Source organism: Actinoallomurus sp. CA-150999, from assembly GCF_050942425.1.
Taxonomy (GTDB): domain Bacteria; phylum Actinomycetota; class Actinomycetes; order Streptosporangiales; family Streptosporangiaceae; genus Actinoallomurus.
Genome location: NZ_CP192063.1, coordinates 6,064,187 through 6,081,010 on the forward strand (window position 1 = coordinate 6,064,187; position 16,824 = coordinate 6,081,010).

Annotated in this window: 20 protein-coding genes; 11 read left to right on the forward strand and 9 right to left on the reverse strand. The window is 70.7% G+C overall.

Annotated elements, in window-relative coordinates; genetic code table 11:
- Positions 1–3: 3 nt before the first annotated feature.
- The 5 genes from ACQP2O_RS28115 to ACQP2O_RS28135 all read right to left on the reverse strand — a co-directional run bounded on the left by ACQP2O_RS28115 (position 4) and on the right by ACQP2O_RS28135 (position 3,753).
- On the reverse strand, positions 4–336 hold the full coding sequence (locus ACQP2O_RS28115) for a hypothetical protein (RefSeq protein ID WP_433170121.1): 333 nt from the start codon (positions 334–336) through the stop codon (positions 4–6).
- A 116-nt stretch (positions 337–452) separates the two neighbouring features.
- Positions 453–1,199 carry an ANTAR domain-containing protein gene (locus ACQP2O_RS28120; RefSeq protein WP_433170123.1) on the reverse strand — a complete coding sequence of 249 codons (747 nt, stop codon included), beginning with the start codon at positions 1,197–1,199 and terminating at the stop codon, positions 453–455.
- Positions 1,196–1,996 (reverse strand): GAF and ANTAR domain-containing protein, encoded by an 801-nt coding sequence (locus ACQP2O_RS28125; protein ID WP_433170125.1) that lies wholly within the window; start codon positions 1,994–1,996, stop codon positions 1,196–1,198. The genes ACQP2O_RS28120 and ACQP2O_RS28125 overlap by 4 nt, the downstream gene beginning before the upstream one ends.
- A 271-nt stretch (positions 1,997–2,267) precedes the next feature.
- Positions 2,268–2,894, reverse strand: coding sequence for a LysE family translocator (locus tag ACQP2O_RS28130; protein ID WP_433170127.1), 627 nt, complete (start codon positions 2,892–2,894; stop codon positions 2,268–2,270).
- 67 nt (positions 2,895–2,961) lie between these two features.
- Positions 2,962–3,753, reverse strand: a complete 792-nt coding sequence (locus ACQP2O_RS28135; protein ID WP_433170129.1) for a hypothetical protein — start codon at positions 3,751–3,753, stop codon at positions 2,962–2,964.
- Between the two features lie 127 nt (positions 3,754–3,880).
- On the opposite strand from ACQP2O_RS28135, the gene ACQP2O_RS28140 reads away from it, so the two are divergent.
- The 3 genes from ACQP2O_RS28140 to ACQP2O_RS28150 are packed head-to-tail and all read left to right on the forward strand — an operon-like array spanning position 3,881 to position 6,782.
- The gene (locus ACQP2O_RS28140) at positions 3,881–4,885 is read left to right on the forward strand and encodes an AAA family ATPase (protein WP_433170131.1); all 1,005 of its coding nucleotides are present in this window, start codon (positions 3,881–3,883) and stop codon (positions 4,883–4,885) included.
- The gene (locus ACQP2O_RS28145; RefSeq protein WP_433170133.1) at positions 4,882–5,838 is read left to right on the forward strand and encodes a DUF58 domain-containing protein; all 957 of its coding nucleotides are present in this window, start codon (positions 4,882–4,884) and stop codon (positions 5,836–5,838) included. The genes ACQP2O_RS28140 and ACQP2O_RS28145 overlap by 4 nt, the downstream gene beginning before the upstream one ends.
- Positions 5,835–6,782, forward strand: a complete 948-nt coding sequence (locus ACQP2O_RS28150; protein WP_433170135.1) for a VWA domain-containing protein — start codon at positions 5,835–5,837, stop codon at positions 6,780–6,782. Before ACQP2O_RS28145 ends, ACQP2O_RS28150 begins: the two co-directional genes overlap by 4 nt.
- 169 nt (positions 6,783–6,951) lie before the next feature.
- Here ACQP2O_RS28150 and ACQP2O_RS28155 read toward each other — a convergent pair whose 3' ends face one another.
- Positions 6,952–7,917 carry a PLP-dependent cysteine synthase family protein gene (locus ACQP2O_RS28155; protein WP_433170137.1) on the reverse strand — a complete coding sequence of 322 codons (966 nt, stop codon included), beginning with the start codon at positions 7,915–7,917 and terminating at the stop codon, positions 6,952–6,954.
- An 86-nt stretch (positions 7,918–8,003) separates the two neighbouring features.
- Here ACQP2O_RS28155 and ACQP2O_RS28160 point away from each other — a divergent pair, with 86 nt between their 5' ends.
- From ACQP2O_RS28160 to ACQP2O_RS28170, 3 genes are all read left to right on the forward strand, one after another.
- A complete protein-coding gene (locus ACQP2O_RS28160) occupies positions 8,004–8,702 on the forward strand; it encodes a winged helix-turn-helix transcriptional regulator (protein WP_433170139.1) in 699 nt (232 codons plus the stop codon).
- Between the two features lie 66 nt (positions 8,703–8,768).
- Positions 8,769–8,921, forward strand: a complete 153-nt coding sequence (locus ACQP2O_RS28165; RefSeq protein WP_433170141.1) for a hypothetical protein — start codon at positions 8,769–8,771, stop codon at positions 8,919–8,921.
- 318 nt (positions 8,922–9,239) lie between these two features.
- Positions 9,240–10,658 carry an amidase gene (locus tag ACQP2O_RS28170; protein WP_433170142.1) on the forward strand — a complete coding sequence of 473 codons (1,419 nt, stop codon included), beginning with the start codon at positions 9,240–9,242 and terminating at the stop codon, positions 10,656–10,658.
- Between the two features lie 139 nt (positions 10,659–10,797).
- Here ACQP2O_RS28170 and ACQP2O_RS28175 read toward each other — a convergent pair whose 3' ends face one another.
- Positions 10,798–11,250 carry a hypothetical protein gene (locus tag ACQP2O_RS28175; RefSeq protein WP_433170144.1) on the reverse strand — a complete coding sequence of 151 codons (453 nt, stop codon included), beginning with the start codon at positions 11,248–11,250 and terminating at the stop codon, positions 10,798–10,800.
- Positions 11,251–11,350: 100 nt separating this feature from the next.
- On the opposite strand from ACQP2O_RS28175, the gene ACQP2O_RS28180 reads away from it, so the two are divergent.
- Together ACQP2O_RS28180 and ACQP2O_RS28185 are read left to right on the forward strand one after the other, a co-directional pair.
- Positions 11,351–11,956, forward strand: coding sequence for a class I SAM-dependent methyltransferase (locus tag ACQP2O_RS28180; protein ID WP_433170146.1), 606 nt, complete (start codon positions 11,351–11,353; stop codon positions 11,954–11,956).
- A complete protein-coding gene (locus ACQP2O_RS28185) occupies positions 11,953–12,492 on the forward strand; it encodes a TrmH family RNA methyltransferase (RefSeq protein WP_433170148.1) in 540 nt (179 codons plus the stop codon). The genes ACQP2O_RS28180 and ACQP2O_RS28185 overlap by 4 nt, the downstream gene beginning before the upstream one ends.
- A gap of 15 nt (positions 12,493–12,507) precedes the next feature.
- On the opposite strand, the gene ACQP2O_RS28190 is transcribed toward ACQP2O_RS28185, so the two are convergent.
- Positions 12,508–13,416 (reverse strand): DMT family transporter, encoded by a 909-nt coding sequence (locus ACQP2O_RS28190; protein ID WP_433170150.1) that lies wholly within the window; start codon positions 13,414–13,416, stop codon positions 12,508–12,510.
- Positions 13,417–13,489: 73 nt separating this feature from the next.
- Between ACQP2O_RS28190 and ACQP2O_RS28195 the strand changes: the two genes are divergently transcribed.
- A complete protein-coding gene (locus tag ACQP2O_RS28195) occupies positions 13,490–14,071 on the forward strand; it encodes a TetR/AcrR family transcriptional regulator (RefSeq protein ID WP_433170152.1) in 582 nt (193 codons plus the stop codon).
- A gap of 90 nt (positions 14,072–14,161) precedes the next feature.
- Here the strand turns inward: ACQP2O_RS28195 and ACQP2O_RS28200 are convergent, their stop codons facing one another.
- Positions 14,162–14,374: an EF-hand domain-containing protein gene (locus tag ACQP2O_RS28200; protein ID WP_345429658.1), complete on the reverse strand. Its 213-nt coding sequence runs from the start codon at positions 14,372–14,374 to the stop codon at positions 14,162–14,164.
- Between the two features lie 234 nt (positions 14,375–14,608).
- Between ACQP2O_RS28200 and ACQP2O_RS28205 the strand changes: the two genes are divergently transcribed.
- The gene (locus ACQP2O_RS28205) at positions 14,609–15,400 is read left to right on the forward strand and encodes a glycerophosphodiester phosphodiesterase (protein WP_433170154.1); all 792 of its coding nucleotides are present in this window, start codon (positions 14,609–14,611) and stop codon (positions 15,398–15,400) included.
- Between the two features lie 32 nt (positions 15,401–15,432).
- Positions 15,433–16,794 (forward strand): MFS transporter, encoded by a 1,362-nt coding sequence (locus ACQP2O_RS28210; RefSeq protein ID WP_433170156.1) that lies wholly within the window; start codon positions 15,433–15,435, stop codon positions 16,792–16,794.
- Positions 16,795–16,824: the final 30 nt, after the last annotated feature.

Consider the following 16,824-nt stretch of genomic DNA (forward strand, 5'->3'; position numbering starts at 1 on the left):
CCGTTACCCGCGCGGGTCCTCCGTGGCCGGCTGCTCCGGCGGCCGTGCGGCCTCACCATTACCCGAGGAACCGTCGACCGCGGCGGTGAGCACCGTCCGGTGGAGTTCCACGAGAGAGGTGCGAATCTCACCCATCGCCCGCCGGATCCGCCGGGCGGCCTGGTCGCGCCGCCGCGATTGCAGCGCCAGCTCCAGGTCCAGGTTGACCGCGAGCAACCGGGAGATGACCACCGCGCAAGAGTCCGCGGCCTCGGACGTGAGCACGGTCTCGAGGCGGGAGGCCGACCGGTGCCCGTCGGATGCGCCCAGCCGAGACGGGTCGTATCGTTCTGTCATTGCCGTTCTTCTTCCTGGGTCCATCACTCCGTGGATGTCGCCAGGGTCTGGAGCGGCAATACCACCCGTATAAACGTATATTCGGCTCGGGCACCCGAGCGGCCGGTGATCCGCCCTCACTCCTCGGTGTAGTGAACCCGTTCCCGGGACGGCAGCGCAAGCCTGCCGGCGATGATCGCCTCCGCCACCTCCAGCAGCTTGCGGTTGCTCGACCGCGCGCGCTCCCGCAGGATTCCGAACGCCTCATCGACCGAGACGCCCTGGCGCTCGGCGACGAACCCCTTCGCCTGTTCGATGAGGATCCTGCTGTTGAGGGCGCCCTGGAGCTGCTCGGCCACCATCTCGCGGTGGTGAAGGGCACGCTCGTGCAGAATTCCGATCGTCGCCGCGTTCGCCAGTGACTGGCCGAGCTCGATGGTCACGCCGTCCGGAGGCTCCTGACCCGCGCTGAACAGGTTCATCGCGCCGATCAGATCCGTGCGCAGCCGCATCGGCAGCGCGTGCACGCTCGTGAACCCCGCCGCGGCGGCGGCAGGGGCGAAACGCGGCCACCGGACGGTGGCCTCCGCGCCGGCCAGGTCGAGGCAGTGCACCGCCTGTCCACTGTGGTAGGCCTCCAGACACGGGCCCTGGGAACCCTGCAGCTGAAGCAGTTCCAGCAGCCGCGCCCGCTCGGTCGAGGCGGCCAGCAGATTGAGGTTGCCACGCTGATCGACCAGGAGCAGGCCGCAGGCCGTGACACCGAGCAGTTCCACACATCGAGCCGCCAACCGGTCCAGGAAGTCGATGATGTCGAAGTCGTCCACCAGGGTGTCGGCCAGTTCCACGAAGACGTCACGCACCCGCCGGTCCGATACGGTCATCCGATCTCACCTCCCTTCTCTCCCGCAGGTCCATCGCGGGGACCGGTGGTCCCGCCGTCGCCGCGCGGGCCACCGTCAGACCGGCCGTCCGGCCCGAACCGCAGCCGCCGGGCCAGCACCGCCGCCGCCACGTCACCCAACCGCTGATCCTGCGCGTAGGCGTACGCGCGCAGCCGCGCGAGCGCATCCGCGATGCTCGCGCCGATCTGCGCCGCGACCATCCCGGCCGCCCGATGCACCTCCGCCCGGCGCTCGGCGAAATCGCCGGCGAACAGATCGTCCAGGCCGGTTTCGCCGCCATCTCCATGGTCCAACGCCAGCATCAGAGCCGCGTCAGCAAAGGTCAAAGCATCGGCCAATTCCTCATGGGTCAGCAGCCCGCTCCGCGTGCGATACAGGTCCATGACGCCCAGGCGGGCCGCGCCGGCCGCGACCGGGATGGCGAAGACCGCGACGATGCCGCGCTCCGCGATGGCCGGCGCGAACATCGGCCACCGTCGTCCGGCCCACACCGCGGCGACGTCCGGGACCAGCACGGGCCGGTCTCCCGCGTTGGCGTCCATGCACGGCCCTTCACCCAGGGTGAACTGAAGTTCCTCGAGTTCCTGGCTGAGCGAATCGGTGCCGTACACCGGCTCGTGGAGCCTTCCATCACGCGTCATCGACAGGCCCGCACCGGTAGCCTTGATCGCCCGCGAGCAGGCCATGCAGGCGTGCCGGACCGACACGCGCGCGCCCTCCTCATGGGCGACGGCGTGGATGGACGCCCACACCCGGGCATTACGGTCGTTGTTCACAAGGCCCGCTTACTCGGGGCGGGCAGCTCGGCTGACCAGGTCACCCGCATCCCCCTGACCTGTCGCTTATGTACACCACGGTAGATCGCATCGGCAGGCCGTGGCCGGGGACCAAGGTCACGCCTGGACGGGCCCTTCGACCCGTGTGGCAGACGACCGCCCGGCCGGCCGCCGCGCCTGTGGATAACCATCGGTCGCCGCCTCCGGCAGAAACACCATTCCGGGATGTTCGACACCCGAACCTGGGGACAACCCTGTGGATAACCCGCCGCTACCGCGAGTCCGTCACCAGCCGCACCCCCAGGCCGACGAGCACCACACCGGACACCTGCTCCATCCGCCGCAGCACCCGCGGACTGCGCAACACCCGGCCCACGCGCCCCGCCAGCCAGATCACCCCGAGATACCACGCCACATCGACCAGCGCCCACACCAGCGCCAGCAACGCCAGCATGGGCAGCACCGCCACCCCGTGCGGCACGAACTGCGGCAGGAACGACACCGCGAACACCCCCGCCTTCGGGTTGGCGGCGTTGGTCAACAGCCCCAGCCGGAACAACCGCCGATGCGACACGGCCGCCGCCGGAGCCTCCTCCCCCGCCTCCGCGCCACCCCGGCGCGCCCGCCACAGTGCCCTGGCCCCCATCGCGATCAAGAACACCGCGCCGGCGATCCGCATCACGTCATAGGCGATCCGCGAGGCCAGCAGCAGCGCCGACAGGCCGAACACCGCCGCCATCCCCCACAGCAGCACCCCGGCCTCATTGCCCAGCATCACCGCCACGCCCGCGCGACGCCCCGACCGTACCGACTCGCGCACGATCACCGCCGTGCTGGGCCCGGGCACCATCGCCACCACGATCGCCGCCCCGACGAACAAGATCAGACTCTGCAACATGACGTCATCGTCGCCCCCCGCGGCCGGGACGGGCAATCACTTTTCCCTGCGTACCCGCCCGAACAGGTCAGCCGCGCGGGCCCCGGCCGCCCAGCGGACCGGCCGGGTTCGCGGTGTCCTGCCCGCCGCCGCTCGGGGTCGGACGCGGCGTCCGCGGCGTGGACCGGCCCGGCGACGGCGAAGGCCGCGGCGACGTCGTCGACGGCGAAGGCGACGGTTCCGGACTGGCCGGCGTCGACGACGGCGTCTCGGTCGGCTGCGGCGGGGTCGGCTGCGACGGCTCACACGAGAACAACAAGAACACCAGCAGCGCCAGCAACGCCAACAGCGCCGCCAACGACAGCACCGCCGTCGCCAGACCCTTCGAATCCGCCAGCGCCGCCGCCCCACCGGAGACCGGCGGCCCCTCCACACTCACCGCCGGGCCCGCCGGACCCGACATCCAGTACGCCTGGAACTGCGGACCGCGCCGCGCCCGGCCCGTCCACCCCCGCCGCAGCAGCACCGGCTCCAAGAATCGCTCGGCGCCCTGGCGCCCCTCCTCGTACGTCGTGGCCACCCACGGCGCCCCGCCCTCGGTCAGCGCCGCCACCACCGGAGCCGGCTCGCCAGGACCGGGCTCCGGCAGAACCCGCGGCACCGGATCCGGCGGCGGTGTCTCCCGCGCGATCGCCGTGCGGAACCGGTCACGCGCCGCCGCGTCCCCGGCCGCAGCCGTCGTCAGCAACGCCACCGTCACCAGGCGGCCCGACGGATCGGACCCCAGGTAGACGATGCCGGCCGCCGACTCGTGCAACCGGGACTCCAGCCGGAACGGCCCCAGCTCACCCGGGTCGCCGGCCTGCAGCGGCTTGGGCATCCACACCCCTCCCCCCGGCTACAGCCTGTCGCGCGCGACACCCTAACAGGAAGGGGATCAGACGCCTTTTCCCCTGAATCGCATAGGGTCGTGCACGTCGGAGCACGCCCCTGACCCGAGGGACCAGATGACGATCGCCGTAGGAGACATCGAAGAGGCGGCAGCCCTGCTGCAGCAGAGCGTGGCGGAGGTCAAAAAAGTCATCGTCGGCCAAGAGCACATGGTCGAACGCATGGTCATCGCGCTGCTCGCCCGCGGCCACTGTCTCCTCGAAGGAGTGCCCGGCGTCGCCAAGACCCTCGCTGTCGGCACGCTGGCCACCGTCACCGGCGGAGCCTTCGCACGCCTGCAGTTCACCCCCGACCTCGTCCCCTCCGACATCGTCGGGACCCGCATCTACCACCCCTCCACCGAGCAGTTCGACGTCGAACTCGGGCCCGTCTTCGTCAACTTCGTCCTCGCCGACGAGATCAACCGCGCCCCCGCCAAGGTCCAGTCCGCCCTCCTGGAGGTCATGGCCGAAGGCCAGGTCTCCCTCGGCGGCAAGACCCACCCCCTCCCGCGGCCCTTCGTCGTCATCGCCACCCAGAACCCCATCGAGTCCGAAGGCGTCTACCCCCTGCCCGAGGCCCAGCGCGACCGGTTCCTCATGAAGGTCAACGTCGCCTACCCCGGCGCCAGCGAGGAGATGCAGATCCTGCAGCGCATGAGCGTCGACCCGCCCGACGCCACCCGGATCCTCGACCCCGACAGCCTCATCGCCCTGCAGCACGCCGCCGACGAGGTCGCCGTCCACGAGCTCGTCGCCGACTACATCGTCCGGCTCGTCATGGCCACCCGCGAACCCGAGCAGTACCGCCTGCCCGACCTGAAAGGCGTCATCGAGATCGGCGCCAGCCCCCGTGCCACCCTCGGCCTCGTCGCCTCCGCCCGCGCCCTGGCCCTCCTGCGCGGCCGCGACTACGTCCTGCCCGACGACGTCCGCGCCGTCGCCGTCGACGTCATGTCCCACCGCATCCTGCTGTCCTTCGACGCCGTCGCCGACGGCGTCGACCCCGTCGGCATCGTCGAACGGATCCTGGCCACCGTCCCGCCCCCGCGGGTCGTCTGGAACCACCAGCACGTGTCATGACCCGCTCGCAGAAACTCACCCGGCTCGTCCCCGAGCGATCGCTCAAACGACTGGAGCTGAAGGTCACCCGCCGCCTCGACGGGCTCCTGCACGGCGAGCACCTCGGCCTGTTGCCCGGCCCCGGCAGCGACCTGGCCGAAGCCCGCCTGTACCAGCCCGGCGAGGACGACGTCCGCCACATGGACTGGTCCGTCACCGCCCGCACCACCACCCCGCACGTCCGCGACCTGATCGCCGACCACGAGCTGGAGACCTGGGCGCTCGTCGACCTGTCCCCCAGCATGGACTTCGGCACCGCCCGCATGGAGAAACGCGACCTCGCCGTCGCCGCCCTGGCCGCCATCGGATTCCTCACCGCCCGCCTCGGCGACCGCCTCGGCGCCCACATCATGCACGGCGGGCAGATCCGCCGCTGGCCCGCCCGCACCGGCCGCGTCGCCACCTACACCCTCCTGCAGGCACTGCTGGACGCCCCCCGCGGCACCGCCGGCCCGGGCGGGCCCCGGCTCGGCGAAGCCATCTCCGGCCTGGCCCGCAGCCAGGTCAAACGGGGCCTGCGCGTCGTCATCTCCGACTTCCTCGACCGGCAGGAGACCCCCGGCGGGGAACTGTCCTGGGAACGCCCCATGCGCCAGCTCGCCGTCCGCAACCAGGTCATCGCCGTCGAGATCGTCGACCCTCGCGAACTCGACCTGCCGAGCGTCGGACCGGTCATGATGACCGACCCGGAGACCGGCGACACCCACGAGATCATCCTGTCGGCGAAGGTCCGCGCGGCCTACGCCGCCGCCGCGACCGCCCAGCGGGCCCGCATCCGCGACGCGCTCCGCGGCTGCGGCGCCGGCCACCTCACGCTGCGCACCGACCGTGACTGGATCAACGACGTCGCCCGCTTCGCGCTGCAGCAGCGCCGCGTCGCCGGGCGCCCGCAGCCGCGAGGAGGCCGCTCATGACCTTCCTTTCCCCCGGCCGCCTGTGGCTGCTGGCCCTCGTCCCGCTGCTGATCGGCGCGTACCTGCTCATGCAGGCCCGCCGCCGACAGGCCGCCGTCCGCTTCACCAACCTGGCGCTGCTGTCCCAGGTCGCGCCCCGCCGCCCCGGATGGCGCCGCCACGTGGCCGCCACCCTGTTCCTGCTGTCGATCATCTTGATGACCGTCGGGTTCGCCCGGCCGGCCAAGCCCGTCAAAGTGCCGCGCGAACGCGCCACCATCATCGTGGCCATCGACGTGTCCCTGTCGATGAAGGCCACCGACGTGTCCCCGACCCGCCTCGACGCCGCCAAGAGCGCGGCCAAGAAGTTCGTGCAGGACCTGCCGATCCGCTTCAACGTCGGTCTCGTCAGCTTCTCCGGCAGCGCCTCCGCCATCGTCGCCCCCACCTTCGACCGCGACGCGGTCGGCCACGCCATCGACGGGCTGCAACTGGGCAAGGGCACCGCGATCGGGGAGGCGGTGTTCACCTCCCTGCAGTCGATCCGCTCCTTCGACGCCCGCGCCAACCAGGACCCCCCGCCCTCGCACATCGTCCTGCTGTCCGACGGCGACAACCAGAGCGGCCGGTCCGTCACCGAGGCCGCCGCCGCGGCCCGCGCCGCCAAGGTGCCCGTCTCCACGATCGCGTTCGGCACCCCGTACGGCACCGTCGACATCGACGGCGAGACCGTGCCGGTGCAGGTCAACAAGACCACCCTGAAGAACCTCGCGAACGACACCTCCGGCAAGGCCTACGAGGCGCAGGCCGGCGGCGAGCTGTCGGACGTCTACAAGCACATCGGCAGTTCCCTCGGCTACCGCATCGAACGCCAGGAGGCGGCTTCCCAGTACATCTTCATCGCGCTGCTGCTCGCCCTGGCCGCCGGCGGCCTGTCCCTGCTCTGGTTCCAGCGACTGCCCTGACCCGCCGACGGTCGGTCTCGTTGCAGATCCACCCCTGAAACACCGGGGCGATAGCTGGAGGACGTCCCGGTGATGGTGGTGGACTTCGTGCGGCGAGCGGTCGATCTGCCGGAGAACACGTTGCCGGTGTACCGGGCGGCCCCACAACGGACCGATCGGCACCGTGTTCTCAGCGTTGATACATGCTGGTGCTGAGGTACTTCAGACCCGAGTCGACCAGCAGAGTGGCGATCCTGGCCTTCGGCCCGAGACGCTGCCCGACTCGGATCGCCGCAAGGACGTTCGCGCCGGATGACGTTCCGGCGAACAGCCCCTCCTCCCGGGCCAGGCGCCTGGCCATGCCTTCGGCATCGGCAGTCGAGATCGGGACGATCTCGTCCGGGAGCGCGGGGTCCCACATCGGAGGCGTGTAGCCGATGCCGATGCCCTCAATGAGGTGGGCACCGGGCTGGCCGCCGGACAGCACCGCTGACTCGGCCGGTTCGACTGCGATGACCCGAAGCCCCGGGTTGTGGCGCTTGAGGGCGCTCGCTGCCCCGCGCATCGAGGCCGTTGTACCGATCGACTGAACGAAGGCGTCGACCCGCCCGCCCGACTGCTCCCAGATCTCCTCACCCATCGGCTGGTAGCCGGCGATGCTGTCGGCGTTGTTGAGCTGATCAGTCCAGTAGGTGTCCGGTTGCCGGCTGAACTCCTTGGCTTTCTCGATCATGCCCTCGATGAGGCCCTTCGTGATCAGACCCCCCTCACTCGGAATGAGGGTGAGCTCCGCACCGAACGCCGCCATCTGCGTCAGCTTGTCCTGGCTGAACGCGTCTGAAGTGACGATCCGCAGGCGATACCCTTTGGCCGCGCAGACCAGGGCGAGAGACGCGCCGGTACTGCCTCCGGTGTACTCCACGACGGTGCCGCCGGGTCTCAGCCGCCCGTCACCTTCGGCCCCGGCGATCATGGACTGGGCCATGCGGTCCTTCATGCTGCCCGTCGGGTTGTGCCCCTCGACCTTGACGAACACCTCCGCGCACCCGTGGGGCACAACCTTGCGCAGCTTCACCAGCGGTGTGTTCCCGATCGCCTCCAAAACGCTGCCACTGGCGCCCATGATCGAATCAGTCCTTTCGCTGTTCTCACTCACGGTTTTGATCGTCGATCCGGACCATCGGACAGACCAGTTCAATTTTTGAACCGCCATAGCAGCCGCGCTGTACATACCATGCAGCGGTGAGCGGTTACGGACAGTTCTGCGCGGTGGCACGGGCTCTGGACGTGGTGGGCGAGCGGTGGGCCCTGCTGATCGTCCGGGAGCTACTGCTCGGCGCGTCATCCTTTTCCGACATTCGCCACGGGCTGCCCCGCATCCCACGAGCGACTCTCTCCGCGCGGCTACGCGCCCTGCGCGCCGCCGGCATCGTCGACGACGGCTACCGGCTCACCGAGGCCGGCACCGCGCTGGCTCCGGTGGTGCGGGAACTGGCCCGGTGGGCCGTCACCACCGACAGCGCTGCGCTGACTGAGGACGATCTCGACACCGCTGCACTGACCTGGGACATCCAACGCCGGATCGACACCAGCGCGCTGCCTGAACGTACGGTCGTGCTCGCGATCGAGTTCACCGACCGCACAGCAAATGACCGCAACTATTGGCTGCATCTGTCCCAGACAAGCGTCAACCTGTGCCGACAGGACACCGGAGCACCGGTGGATGTCTGGCTCACCGCGCCGACTGAGGCGGCAACCAGGTGGTGGCTCGGCCACCTGTCGTGGGCACAACTGCTGCGACAACCCGGAGTACGAGTACACGGCGACCGATCCCTGCAGCGCCAGATGCACCGCTGGTTCCAGCGCTACGTCTTCACGCCTGAAGCCCTCGGCGTGGCAGGATCTGAGCCGGCAGGCGCCGTTCCGGGCAACGCCGTGTAACTGCCGCCACGCACCCGCACTCTCATAAATGAGTAGTTCTGCGAGACCGGTCCACCCACCCGAGGCGTGTCCGCTTTGGCCCGCGCATTGCGCGCCCAGGGTGTCCCCGTCCCCCAAATCGCGAACAAGCTCGTCATCCCCACCGGCAAGAACAAGGGCAAGAACTCCTCAGTCGCCACCGTCTACCGCGTCCTCGCTGAGGACGAACCAGAGAGCTGAGTAGTCACCCAAGGCTTCAAGATCATCCCACGGCCCCTTTTGGGCTCACCTGGGTCACACCCGTATTTCGATTGACGGTGGGAACCGCCTCTGTGAGGCTGCTCTTGATGTACCGAGCGTAGATACACCTCGATCACTGGCAGGGGATGGTCCCGGAGCCAACGGCCCGGTTGAGACTGTCGCCCTGCCGATGCCGCCTGCCGCGGCAGCGGCTCGGTTCGCCCGACGCTGCCGACCCATGTGAGCGACGAGGGTTCCGGCAATGCGGAACCCTTCTGTGATCGATGTGGGCGTCGATGACGCCGAGAAGGACTTCTCATGGAACTTCACGAGTACGCGCGGTACGACGCGATCGGGCTTCGGAATCTGATCAGAGCGGGAGAGGTCACCGCCGAAGAGGTGGAAACCGTGGCACGCGAGGCCCTGGCCGTGGCGAACGCCGAGGTGAACGGCCTGGCGCTGCCATTGTTCACCGCGGCGCTCGACCATGCTGAAACCGGGCCCTTCGCCGGGGTCCCGTTCCTCATCAAGGACCACGGGCCGGTGGCGCAGGGCATCCCGTTCTCCATCGGGAGCCGGGCCCTGCAGGGCGCCGTCGCTCGGCATGACAGCGATCTGATGGCCCGCTTCCGGGCCGCCGGCCTGGCCACCCTGGGCCTCACCACCGTGCCCGAGATGGCGATCAGCTTCTCCACCGAATCGGTCAGGTACGGACCGACACGCAACCCGTGGGATCCGGAACGAGGCGTCGGCGGATCGAGCGGCGGTGCGGCGGCTCTGGTCGCGGCCGGCGCCGTTCCCGTCGCCCATGGCAGCGACGGAGCCGGGTCCATCCGCATCCCGGCCGCCTGCGGCGGCCTCGTCGGCCTCAAACCAAGCCGGGGCCGCGTCCCATGCGGGCCCGACATGGGAGAGCCGATGCTCGGGATGGCCTATGAGTTCGCCTTGACGCGGACCGTCCGCGACGCCGCTCACCTGCTGGACGCCGTTCAGGGACCGGGCGTCGGCGACAAGTACACCGCACCGCCGCCACGGGGCAGATACGCCGACGACCTGGGAACCGAACCAGGACCGTTGCGGGTGGCGGTGACCACGACGGCGTGGTCGGGAGCGAGGGTGGATCCTCAGGTGGCGGCGGCGACGGTTCGGGTGGGCCGGACGCTGGAGGAGATGGGCCACACCGTGACCGAGGCCGGCCCGGCCCTCGACTGGACCGACGTCATGGAATGCGCCACGGCCACGGCCGTGGCGATCGCCTCGCCACTGCTCATGAGCCCCCGACGGCCCGACCCGGCCAAGCTGGAAGCGGTCTCCAGGCGGCTTCTGGGAGTCGCGCGGGACTACAGCGCGCTGGACCTGATGGCCGCCTTCGGCGCGCAGAACCGCGTGACCCGTTCGGTCGGCGCGTTCTTCACCGAATACGACCTGTTCATCACGCCCACGTTGGGCCGGCTCCCGGCGCCTCACGGCACCCTGCGCTACGACGACCCCGACCACACCCTGACGAGCTGGCTACAGTCGATCTTCGACTACGGCCCGTTCACCATGGTCTTCAACATCTCCGGGCAGCCCGCGATGAGCCTGCCGCTCGGCCAGAGCGACGACGCGCTGCCGATCGGAGTGCAGATCATCGCACCGTACGGCCGCGAAGACCTGCTGTTCCAGATCGCGGGCCGGCTGGAACAAGCGATGCCCTGGAGACATCGAACCCCTCCATTCGCCATCGGAAGGCGCTGAACGGCCGCCGCGGGCCTGTACAACAGACTCGCTACCGAGCGCGGATCATCGGTACGAGTCCGCTCCCGCTGCCCGTAGCCGTCCAACACCTCCGGTCCCACACCCAGCCGGATGTGGGACCGTCCGTGTCCCCCGGTGCTCAGCCGCGCCGGGAGGCCGGGCGGGCGCCGCGCGCGACGTACCCGATGATCCCGAGCAGGACCAGGACGCCGATCCCGTCCGACAGTCCCTCCCAGAGGCTGCCGAACAGCCCCTGCGCCGACAGGAACAGGTACGTCGCGAACACCGTGACCGCCGTGCCGACGGCCGGGACCGCGGCGTACGACCATGGGTGCTGCTGCGCCCACGCCCGCGCGCGGTCATGGCCGCGGCGCAGCAGCGCGCCGCCGGCGCCGATCAGGAAGAACACCGAGAGACCCAGGGCCAGCGGGCCGGCCAGGGTCGGATGCCAGCCCAGCAGGTGCAGGGCGAAGTCGGCCAGACCCACCGCCGCTCCCCCGGCCAGTGCGGCCACCCAGGGACCCTCGGAGGCCGCCGACATGGCGATCCAGGTCGACTCCGAGCGGCGGGGTACATCCGGTTCATACGTCATATCGTGATGATGCGCTCCGGTGGCGGCGAAAGCCATCAGGGATTCCCCCGAGCCGTCCCTGAGGCCGCCCCCACCCTGAACGCTGGTACGGTCAGCCGACGTGGGGGAGCACTACTTCGCGCGACAGCCGCAGACCGACAGCAGACCGGGCACCGTCGACCTCGTCCTGCCCGACCTTCACCTGCGGCTCGCCACCGACCGGGGGATGTTCTCCCCCGACCGCGTCGACCTGGGGACCCGCGTCCTGTTGGAGACCGTCCCGCCTCCGCCGTCCCGCGGCGACCTGCTCGACCTCGGATGCGGATACGGCCCGATCGCGCTGACCCTGGCCAGCCGATCGCCGCAGGCGATGGTCTGGGGCGTCGATGTGAACGAGCGTGCCTTGACCGTCGCGGAGCGAAACGCACAGGCCGCCGGCCTTGACAATGTAAGGTTCTGCTTGGCCGACCGGATCGACCCCGCGCTCCGATTCGCCGCGATCTGGTCGAACCCGCCGATCCGCATCGGCAAGCAGGCCCTGCACGCACTGCTGCAGACCTGGCTGGCGCGGCTCGCCCCCGGCGGCCGCGCCCACCTGGTCGTGCAGAAGAACCTCGGCTCCGACTCCCTCCAGCGCTGGCTGACCGATCAGGGCCACCCCACCGAACGCATCGCCTCCCGCGCCGGGTACCGCGTCCTGGCCGTCGACCCGAAGGACCCAACGTGAACACCGACGCGCGCCGGCAGCTGCGCCCCACCGACGTCAAGCGCCTCAACCGCACGTGGCGGCGGCGCACCGAGGACCGCCTCGGGCTGCTCGTCGAGTCGGTGACCCAGCCGTTCAACATCGGCTCGATCACGCGGTCCGCGGCGGCGTTCGGCGTGGACCACGTGTGGCTGGCCGGCAACGCGACTCCCCCGACCCACCCCAACGCCCGCAAGACCGCGCTCGGCACCGAACGCCTCATCACCTGGGAGCCGCCCGTCCCGGTCGCCGACGCCGCGCGCGCCGCCCACGAGGCCGGCTACCGGATCGTCGCGATCGAGCTGACCAGTGACGCGGTGCCCCTGCACGAGGCGCCTCTCGACGGCGACGTGTGCCTGGCCGTCGGCGGTGAGGACCACGGCTGCTCCCCGGCCCTGCTCGCCGCCGCCGACGCGGTCGCCTTCATCCCCCAGATCGGCCGGGTCGGATCCCTCAACGTCGCCGTCGCCACCGCCATCGCCCTGGCCGAGGCCCGGCGCCGCGAATGGGCTCGCTGACCGTACGTCGTCGCCTTACGCCCGCCCCCGCGACGGGGCCGTGGCACAGCGGGGTGCGGCGGCGCGCGTCCGTTCGGCGCGGACGACGACGACCGCGGCCAGGGCGGTCGCCAGACCGATCGCGGTCCGCACGCCGAACGGCTCACCGAACATCAGGGCGCCCCACACGGCCGTGACCGGGGCGATCAGGAACATCAGCGTGTTGACCTCCGTCACGCCCGAGCGCCGCAGCACGACCCAGTACAGGCCGTAGCCGCCGAACGTCGGCAGCGCGACCAGCCAGCCGACCGCACCCCAGAACGCCGGCGTGGCCGGGGGAACGACGACCCCGGTGCTCAGGGCGAGGGTCGTGAAGAGCAGGGCGCTGACGGTGCAGTGAACGGTCAGGGAGACCTCCGGGGAGACCTCGGCCCGGGAACGGCCCTGGACGAACGTCGCTGTCACCAGGGACAGCATGCCGACGAACGGCACCAGGTAGGCCCACCACACCACGCCGGTACGGGCGGTGGCGTCGGCCGCGGTGACGATGGCGACGCCGGTCACGCCGAGGCACAGGCCGAGCCACTGGCGCCGCGCGACGGAGCGGCCGAGCAGCGGGCCGGAGAGCACCGCGACGATCAGCGGCTGGGTGCCGTCGATCAAGGCCGTGGTGCCGCTGGAGACCCCGAGCCGGATCGCCTCGTAGACGGTGAGGAGGTACCCGCTCTGGGACAGGGCGCCGATCAGCGCCTGGCGGGCCAGCTCGCGGGCCGTCAGGCCGCGCCAGGCGCGGCGGGCGGCGGCGGCGGCGAGCAGGACCACGGCCAGGGGGATGAAACGCCAGGTGAGGATCGTGACCGCGGAGGCGGCACCGGTGCCGAGCTTGGCGCCGATGAACCCCGAACTCCAGCACAGCACGAATCCGGCCGCCAGGAGGATGTTCACGGCATGACCTCCGGTATACAGATCGGTTTACCTCACACCGCGTCACTATACCGATCTGTGTACTCTGGGCAACATGCGCACGACACCGGAGCGGATCACGATGACGCCCGGGGCGCGCCGGCTCCTGGAGGCCGCCGCCCGGCTGTTCTACGAGCGCGGCATCCACGTCGTCGGAGTCGACCTGATCGCCGCCGAGGCGGGGGTGACGAAGAAGACGCTCTATGACCGGTTCGGATCCAAGGACCAGATCGTCGTGGAGTACCTCGCCGATCGCGACGAGCGCTGGCGGGCCTTCCTCGGCGACCGTCTCGGTGCGGCCCGGCCCGACACGCCCGCCGGCCGTCTCGGGGCGGTGTTCGACGCCTCGAAGGAGTGGATGGATGACACCAGCCCCCGGGGGTGCAGCATGGTCAACGCCCATGCCGAGATCACCGACCCGGCCCATCCGGCGTCGGCGATCATCGCGGGGCAGAAACGGTGGATGCTGGAGCTGTTCACCGGCCTGGCCCGGGAGGCGGGCGCGGACGACCCCGGCCGGACCGGCCGTACGCTCATGCTGCTGCACGAAGGCGCGCTCGTCGCCCACGGCCTGGGCGTCTTCCCCGACCCCATCACGCACGCCCGGGATCAGGCTCTCGCCCTGCCACCCGCCTGACATCGCGGCGAGCCCGTTACGGGTGCTCCGCTCGCGCGCGGAGCACCGGGAACCGCGAAGGGCCCGCCGAATAGGCGGGCCCGGTCACGGTCAGCCCTGCGACATGTAGGCGGCGAACTCCTCGAGGGAGATCTCGCCGTCGCCGTCGGAGTCCATCCGGCGGACGACCTCGGCGGCCGCCTCGTCGGTGATCTCCTCCCCCAGGGCCTTCATCAGCAGTTTCAGCTCCGGCGCGGAGACGCGCCCATCCTTGTTCACATCGACGATCTCGAAGGTCGCCGCGTAGGCGCTGGTGTCCGGCACGATCACGAGCCTTCCCGGTCGGAGGTACAGCGGCTCCCCTGAGCCACGCCGGACACACAACTTAGTGGAAGAGATGCCCGGCTTGCGGCGAATCGCCGGTTGGCGGTGTTCACGTCGGTAGATTCGGCCCGTAACCAGGTGGAGAGATCATTGGTTGACCGAGCGCCCGCCTTTACGTAGTAAGGTAGCTACGGTGGAAGGTGGCCTCACCGCCGACGATCCGACAGGTGCTCCGTGTACGAATATCTCGACCACCCCGGCCCTATCCCGTTCGCCCACCGCGGCGGCTCCCCCGACGGCCGGGAGAACTCCATGGCGGCGTTCGAGGGTGCGATCGGCCTGGGCTACCGCTACCTCGAGACGGACGTGCGCGCCACCGCCGACGGCGTCCTGGTCGCCTTCCACGACGCCAGCCTCGACCGGGTGACCGACCGCACCGGCCCGATCTCCCGGCTCGGCTTCTCCGAGGTCGCCAAGGCGCGGATCGCCGGCCGCGAGCCGATCCCCCGCCTGGAGGAGATCCTCGCCGCCTGGCCCGCCGCCCGCCTCAACATCGACGTCAAGGCCGAGGACGCCATCGGCCCGCTCACCGAGGTCCTGCACCGCGCCCGCGCCTGGGACCGGGTGTGCGTCACGTCCTTCTCCTACCGGCGGCTCCGGCACGTCCGCGCCCGCATGCGCCTGCTGTCCGGCCGCGACGTGTGCACGGCCCTGAGCCCGCTGGGCGTGGCCACGCTGCGCGCCCGGTCCGTGAGCGGGCCGCTGGGCCGGCTGGTGCGCCTGGCCGAGCTCGGCGTGCCGTGCGCCCAGGTCCCTCAGCGCGTCGGGCGCACCCCGCTGGTCACCGAGGCGTTCCTCGCGACCGCGCACTCCCTCGGCCTGCAGGTGCACGTCTGGACGGTCAACGACCCCGCCGCGATGGAACGCCTCCTCGACCTCGGCGTTGATGGCATCATCACCGATGAGATCAAGGCCCTGCGCGACGTCATGACCGCCCGCGCGCAGTGGGCCACGGCCACCGCGTAGGGCCGGAGACCACGGGCGGCCGAGGAGGACGCGTGGGCCTGGCCCCCGTCGGCGCCCCCGCCGACACCATCCCCCGGGACCGGCGGCGCGAGCAGCGCGGCTGGTACTTCTACGACTGGGCCAACTCCGCCTTCTACACCACCGTCGTGTCGGTCTTCCTCGGGCCGTACCTCAGCGACGTGGCCAAGGCGGCCGCCGACGCCGGCGGGTTCGTCCATCCTCTGGGCGCCGACATCCGGGCCAAGGCGGTCTATCCCCTCGCCGTCACCCTGTCGGTGATCCTGCAGGTCCTCGTCCTGCCCCTGGCCGGCGCGCTGGCCGACCACACGGGACGCAAACGCGAGCTGCTCGGCGCGTTCGCCTACGTCGGGGCGTTCGCCACCATGGGCCTGTACTTCGTGAGCGGCGGCCGGTATCTCCTCGGCGCGGCGCTGTTCATCGTGGCCAACCTCGCGCTGGGCGCCTCCAGCGTCGTCTACAACTCCTTCCTGCCCGACATCGCCGAACCCGACGAACGCGACGCGGTGTCCTCGCGCGGCTGGGGCCTGGGCTACCTCGGCGGCGGGCTGCTGCTCGTGCTCAACCTCGTGCTGTTCCTGCTGCACGACGACTTCGGGCTGTCCAAGGCGGCATCGGTGCGCATCAGCATGGCCTCGGCCGGTGTCTGGTGGGCGGCGTTCACCCTCATCCCGCTGCGTACGCTGCACAACCGGCGCCGCGCACGCTCGGCCGAGCCGCTGCCCGCCGCCGTACGCTCCGGGTTCACCCAGCTGGCCACGACCCTGCGCGACGTGCGCAACCGGCCCGTCACCCTGCTGTTCCTGCTCGCCTTCCTGGTCTACAACGACGGCGTGCAGACGGTCATCACGATGTCGGCGACATTCGCGACGGAGGAGCTGAAGCTGGGCCAGACGAACGTGATCGCGGCGGTGCTCCTCGTCCAGTTCGTCGCGTTCGGCGGGGCGCTGCTGCTGGGCCGCCTCGCCCAGCGGTACGGCACCAAGCGGGTCGTGCTGGTCTCCCTCGTCGTCTGGGTGATCGTCGTGCTGGCGAGCTACACGCTGCAGCGCCGGTCGGCAGTGGAGTTCCTCGCCCTGGCCGCCGCCATAGGGGTCGTCCTGGGCGGCACGCAGGCGCTGTCGCGGTCGCTGTTCTCCCATCTGCTGCCCCGCGACCGTGAGGCGGAGTACTTCGGCTTCTACGAGATCAGCGACAAGGGGACGAGCTGGCTGGGGCCGCTGGTGTTCGCCGCCGCCCTGCAGTGGACCGACAGCTACCGCACCGCCATCGCCTCACTGATCGTCTTCTTCGTCGTCGGCTTCGGGCTGCTGCTGACCGTGGACGTCCCTCGCGGCGTCCGCGAGGCCGGCAACCCCCTCCCCCGCCGCCTCTGAGGGCCGGCTCCAGCGCTCGCGGACGCGCGG